This is a genomic window from Sulfurihydrogenibium yellowstonense SS-5, assembly GCF_000173615.1.
GTDB lineage: Bacteria > Aquificota > Aquificia > Aquificales > Hydrogenothermaceae > Sulfurihydrogenibium > Sulfurihydrogenibium yellowstonense.
This window is the reverse complement of sequence record NZ_ABZS01000125.1, coordinates 1-5,071: the sequence shown is the minus strand read 5'-3', so window position 1 is coordinate 5,071 and position 5,071 is coordinate 1. Positions and strand designations below refer to the sequence as shown.

The following is a 5,071-nucleotide window of genomic DNA, read 5'->3' as shown; positions in this document are numbered from 1 at the left end:
TTTTTTTGAATTTCTCACCCGACGTTTTTTATAATATATTCTCACTATACTATTTCTTTAGACTCAATCATTGAGACCTTCTTAAAAATGAGATTATAGAAGACAATATTGCTGAAAAAGTTTGAATAAATACGATAGTGTAACCTGTTGGTAAGTCAAAGTTATAAGATACATAAACCGCTAAAAGATTGATTAAGCTACCTAAAATCACAGCATAAATGATTAAATTCTTTGAAAAAAACTGCATAACCGTAAACGCCGGAGCTATCAAAAGAGAGAAGACGACAAATACGCCGGCTAATGAAACTGAACTTGTGATTGTAATTGAAAATATAGAAAAAAATAACATCTCTTTTATAAATCCTGCCGTAAATCTGTTAATCGCAAATAAAAACAATCCTAAGACTGTATATAAAATAGCTGTTTTGTAAACCTCTGTCATATTTACAAACAAGATGTCATATGCAAGCAGATTGTTTAACTCCTCAAGACCGTGCGGCGATTTTGACATAATAATGAATATCAAAGAAATTCCAAGAGCATAAATCAGTCCAATAAAGCCCTCTGCGGAAACTTTTTCTTTTTTTGTTGCAAACGCTATCAAAATAGCTGTTATTAGTGCAAAAGATAATGAGATTAAATATCTATACTGGCCTTCAAAAAAGAAAAGAGAGACTGCCGCTCCTGCGGCAGCCATTTGTCCAATGGATAAATCAGTAAAGATTATCCCTCTTTTTATTATCTCTATTCCAAAGTAAGAATGGATAACCAATAAAACTATAGATAAGGTCAATGCAGGTACTAAAATATCGCTCATTTATTCACCCTTTCAACGATTGTATCAAACAGAGAGAATATATCCTTTGCCTCTTCCACTGCTCCAACGTCATGAGGAAGGACTATGATTTTTAAACCTGTCTTCTCTGATACGTATTTTGCAGGTTTGATAGGATGGTAAACATCTTGTAAAATCATATTCACATTTTCAGATTTTGCTTTTAAGATTAGCTCTTCTAAATGCTTTGCTGTTGGGGGTATTCCGGGTAATGGCTCTATCGCGTCTATAGAGATAATGCCGTATCTTTTTAAGAAATAATCAAACAGCTTGTGATACTGATAAACTTTTACTCCTTTCAAGTTTGCCATTTTTGAATTCCAAACGGCTAATTTTTCATTCCATCTTTTCTTAAAGTCAGATAAGTTATTTTTGTAATAATCACAGTTCGAACTGTCAAGCTTACATAATTTTTCTGTAATTACTTGTGAGATAATTGGCACATTGTATGGGTCTAAGTGAAAGTGAGGGTTTCCATCCGGATGTACATCTCCCATTGCTCTTGATACGTTCTCCGGTTTTTCTATTAAATCAACATACTGAGATAAATCTAAAAATCCATTTGAACCGGGGTTAATTTTTCTGTTGCTTGCTTGGTTTAAAAGTGGCGGAAGCCAACCCAATTTCAAGACCAGCTCCATTGATGATTAATAAATCTGCGTTTCTAAGCTTTACACTTAAGGATGGCTTTGGAACCACAAAGTGGGGGTCTAAGTTTCCGGAAGCTAAATAATCTACCTGTGCTTTTTCTTTTACAATCTCTTTTGTAATACTTGCTATGTATGGATATGTTGCTACAACTTTAATTTCTGCTTTGGCAAATCCAGATGTTAATAAGATTAATAAAAACACTAAAACTCTCATCTTCAAGCCTCCTTTTTTAAAATTTTTTAAAATCCGTGTGCTCCATGGGCACCAATTGCTAAGTTAAACTGTAAAATAATTTCATTATTAGGCTTTCTTTTTAAATCTTCTGTAAACAAGCTTCTGTCATAGTTATACTGAAGTCTGATTCTTGAAAACTCACTTGGTAAAAAGTCTATCATAGCAGAGTATTTATACATATTGTCCGGCAGGTTTATATTTTTACCGTTTACAAACACATCATTTTTATTGATTAAATCATATCTCAAACCACCTCTCCATCTTTGGGCAAATTTATAGATTCCTTCAACATAAAATCCTGCCTGCTTTTTTTCAAGTCTTGAAGTTAGAAGGTTTCCACTGTCATTATAACCAAACCTTGTCCCATCAAACTTTCTATAGAAATATTCAGACTGTAAAAGTAAATACCTATAAGAATCTAATGTATGTCTTGCTGTCAGTTCAAATCCATAAATTTTTGTATCTCCAGATAGTGCGTGAGGTTTATCATCTTCTAAATGGTTAATTCTTGTTTTTCCTTGTGCGTAGGATACACCTGTCAAGATTGAAGTATTGCCTATGTCAAAGGATGGTTTGATGAAAAACGTAAATAGATTTGGCTTTTTAGTATCATTGATTTTTATATATGTGTTTGAAGTGCATTCTTTGGTTGTTGTATTTATTTGAGTACACACTTCAAATCCATTTCTGTTAAAGTTATTTTCGTTGTCTCCTTGGAAGACTTCAAAGCCGGTTAAAAGATAAAATGGAGTTGGTGCAAGCCATGATAACTGAATGCCTGTTTCGTTTAGATTGTGTTCTCCAAAGATAGCTCTGTATATCAAAGGTGCATCTGCAAAGTTCCAAACATGATGATGAAATTTATTTAACCTACCAAACTCACTATAAAATTTACCACCCTTTAGCTTTAAGTTGTAGGGCAAACCTCTTGTCTGAAAATACCCTTCTTCAATTTCAAAGCTGTCTTTACCAAGATGAAAAACACCAACCAAATCAAAGTATGGGTCAACTGCTGAAGATATATACATCTCAGAATAATTGTAGTTAAAACCTCTTTCAGCATTATATGGCTCGTGACCATGACCATGATCTCCGTGACTATGGAAAAATCCGTGATTGAATCCCGGAATTTGAACTGATTTGTAGGTATCATCTGTAAGACTCCTGCTTACATAAGAAAAGTCTGTAATCAAAGATATATCAGGTACAAACTTAGCTTGCGAGAATGGATTAGATAGTATTCTATCAATACTGCTTTCTGTTCGTAAGTTTTGTAGTTTCTCCTTTGTCTGATTTAAAACTTCCTGTTGTTGTTCTAGCTGGTTCAATCTTTCTTGAAGTTTAATTATAATCTCTCTTTGCTTTTCAAGTTCTTTTTTTAAGTCCTCTACGTTCTCAGCGTATGAAAATGTAAATAATGCCAACGTTGCAAGCAAATATTTTTTCATAGTACACCTCCTGTTTTTAATTTTAAAAAGTCAAATAGTGAAAAACTTAGATATTAAGCTAATACAGGAGGTGCTCTTGGATTTTTATTAAATGTTTTTTGAGATTTTAAGATTGATGTTTTAAATATTATTGGGAAATCTTGATTAAAAGTTTGTATCTCATATGTAAATTCAAGAGAATTTGGGTCTTCTGATTGTTGGTTTAGCTGCAGTACGCAGACCTGACAATCAGTATGATGTTCTCCATCTTTATGATGGTGTGTCAGGGTTAAACTATTTGCGACTAATAGTAATGTGCTTATTAATAAGCTAAGAAGTCTGCTAAGTTTTAACATGTTAATATTGTTATTATAACATATGCGTCGGATGAGAAATTTAAAAAAAATTAAGATTCTTTGCACGTCTACAGAATGACATCATTAGATGACTTTGTCGTCCTGAGGACTTTAGTCAAAAAGGATCTTCTCTTTTAAAGAAGGTGAGCTAGTAAGTGAGTAGAGGCAATTCATGAATTACCCATACATTGAATAAGTGAAAGGTAAAAGAAAGGAGATTTGTTCGCCGCTGTAGAATGAAGTTGTTGATTTTTGGAACAGTCTCTATTCTTAATAGCTTATTCGAATTAACCTATGATAAAATATAAAAACCATGAGAAAGAATTTTTTTGCTTTAACTTTAGCTATTTTAATAAGTTCTTGTGCTAATCCTCAATCGTACGAAACTGATTTAAGAGTCGGGGATGGAAAATACTTATACGAAATGGGCGTATCTTACTTAAACAGCGGAAATAATGCAATGGCAATTAAATATTTAGAAGAAGCATTAAAATCTTATGATAAACCAGAGGTCTACAACGCTCTTGCCCTTGCTTATCAATTTGCTGGGGAGTTTGCTAAAGCTGAAGACATTTTTAGACTTGGAATAGATAAATATCCAGATTATCCAGAATTATTAACAAATTATGGAATTCTGCTTGCAAATCAAAAAAAGTTCAATGAAGCAATAAAATACTTTGAAAAAGCTATAAACAATCCTACATATTCAGGAAAAGAAAAGGCTTATTATAACCTTGGTATGGTATACCTTCAATTAGGTAAAGAAGATTTATTTTTGTATAACTTAGAAAAAGCTTTGATGTTTAACAGCAATTTCGTAAACGCGTATATTGCCTTAGGAGATTATTATTTAGATAAATACAATGTAGTCCATAGTAAAGAAATGTTGAAAAAAGCCAGAGAATATTATTCAAAAGCATTAAATTATGTTGTAAATGACCCATTAATCTATTTTAGGCTTGGAAAAGTTTATCATGAACTTGGAGATGATGAGCTTGCCAAATATTACCTTGAAAAAGCCCTAAGGTCTGCTGAAAATAATGCAGGATTAAAAGAAGAAATTAGAAAGTATTTATTAGAAATTTTAGATAAACCAAAATCTAAAATCAACCTAAATGAAGAAAATAAAAAACCTTCAAGCACTCTTGAGGATAAAAACAATAATGAAAACCCTATACTAAAATACATCAAATAAGGACGAGAAATGAGTAAAGATAAAATTTATGTTTCGATAGTAGTTCCAATTTATAACGAAGAAAAAAATTTGCCGATTTTATATGAAAAAATAAAAACAGTAATGGAAGAGCTAAAAAAGCAGTGGAATGACAAAGATTATGAAATTATTTTTGTAAATGATGGCAGTAGTGATAAATCTTGGGAAATTATCAAAAATTTAGCTGAAAAAGATTATCATGTGGTTGGAGTTAATTTTAGGAGAAATTTTGGTCAGACTGCTGCTATGGCTGCAGGTTTTGACATAGCAAGGGGTGAAATAATTATAACAATGGATGGAGATTTACAAAATGACCCAGAAGACATTCCAAGATTATTAGAAAAAATCAATGAAG

Annotated in this window: 7 protein-coding genes; 2 read left to right on the top strand and 5 right to left on the bottom strand. The window is 32.1% G+C overall.

The genetic code is table 11. The features are described 5' to 3' along the window. Nucleotides 1–67: 67 nt before the first annotated feature. The 5 genes from SULYE_RS05770 to SULYE_RS08220 are packed head-to-tail and all read right to left on the bottom strand — an operon-like array spanning nt 68 to nt 3,503. On the bottom strand, nt 68–817 hold the full coding sequence (locus SULYE_RS05770) for a metal ABC transporter permease (protein ID WP_007547450.1): 750 nt from the start codon (nt 815–817) through the stop codon (nt 68–70). Then, complete coding sequence (locus SULYE_RS05765) at nt 814–1,464, bottom strand: metal ABC transporter substrate-binding protein (RefSeq protein ID WP_269479100.1); 651 nt, start codon at nt 1,462–1,464, stop codon at nt 814–816. The genes SULYE_RS05770 and SULYE_RS05765 overlap by 4 nt, the downstream gene beginning before the upstream one ends. Next, a complete protein-coding gene (locus tag SULYE_RS08675; protein ID WP_007547448.1) occupies nt 1,409–1,699 on the bottom strand; it encodes a metal ABC transporter solute-binding protein, Zn/Mn family in 291 nt (96 codons plus the stop codon). Before SULYE_RS08675 ends, SULYE_RS05765 begins: the two co-directional genes overlap by 56 nt. Nucleotides 1,700–1,725: 26 nt before the next feature. Then, entirely contained in the window at nt 1,726–3,168 is a 1,443-nt protein-coding gene (locus SULYE_RS05760) for a TonB-dependent receptor (RefSeq protein WP_007547447.1), read from the bottom strand. Between the two features lie 53 nt (nt 3,169–3,221). Then, on the bottom strand, nt 3,222–3,503 hold the full coding sequence (locus tag SULYE_RS08220) for a hypothetical protein (RefSeq protein WP_007547446.1): 282 nt from the start codon (nt 3,501–3,503) through the stop codon (nt 3,222–3,224). A 313-nt stretch (nt 3,504–3,816) separates the two neighbouring features. Between SULYE_RS08220 and SULYE_RS05755 the strand changes: the two genes are divergently transcribed. Together SULYE_RS05755 and SULYE_RS05750 are read left to right on the top strand one after the other, a co-directional pair. Next, a complete protein-coding gene (locus SULYE_RS05755; protein WP_007547445.1) occupies nt 3,817–4,698 on the top strand; it encodes a tetratricopeptide repeat protein in 882 nt (293 codons plus the stop codon). A gap of 9 nt (nt 4,699–4,707) precedes the next feature. Beyond that, nucleotides 4,708–5,071 (top strand): glycosyltransferase family 2 protein (locus SULYE_RS05750; RefSeq protein WP_007547443.1); only part of this gene is annotated, 364 nt, incomplete at its 3' end.

What these genes read in the sequence shown, in the direction of transcription:
- SULYE_RS08675 (WP_007547448.1), bottom strand. Translation starts at nt 1,699, where the DNA reads ATGAGAGTTTTAGTGTTTTTATTAATCTTATTAACATCTGGATTTGCC.
- SULYE_RS05770 (WP_007547450.1), bottom strand. Translation starts at nt 817, where the DNA reads ATGAGCGATATTTTAGTACCTGCATTGACCTTATCTATAGTTTTATTG.
- SULYE_RS08220 (WP_007547446.1), bottom strand. Translation starts at nt 3,503, where the DNA reads ATGTTAAAACTTAGCAGACTTCTTAGCTTATTAATAAGCACATTACTA.
- SULYE_RS05760 (WP_007547447.1), bottom strand. Translation starts at nt 3,168, where the DNA reads ATGAAAAAATATTTGCTTGCAACGTTGGCATTATTTACATTTTCATAC.
- SULYE_RS05755 (WP_007547445.1), top strand. Translation starts at nt 3,817, where the DNA reads ATGAGAAAGAATTTTTTTGCTTTAACTTTAGCTATTTTAATAAGTTCT.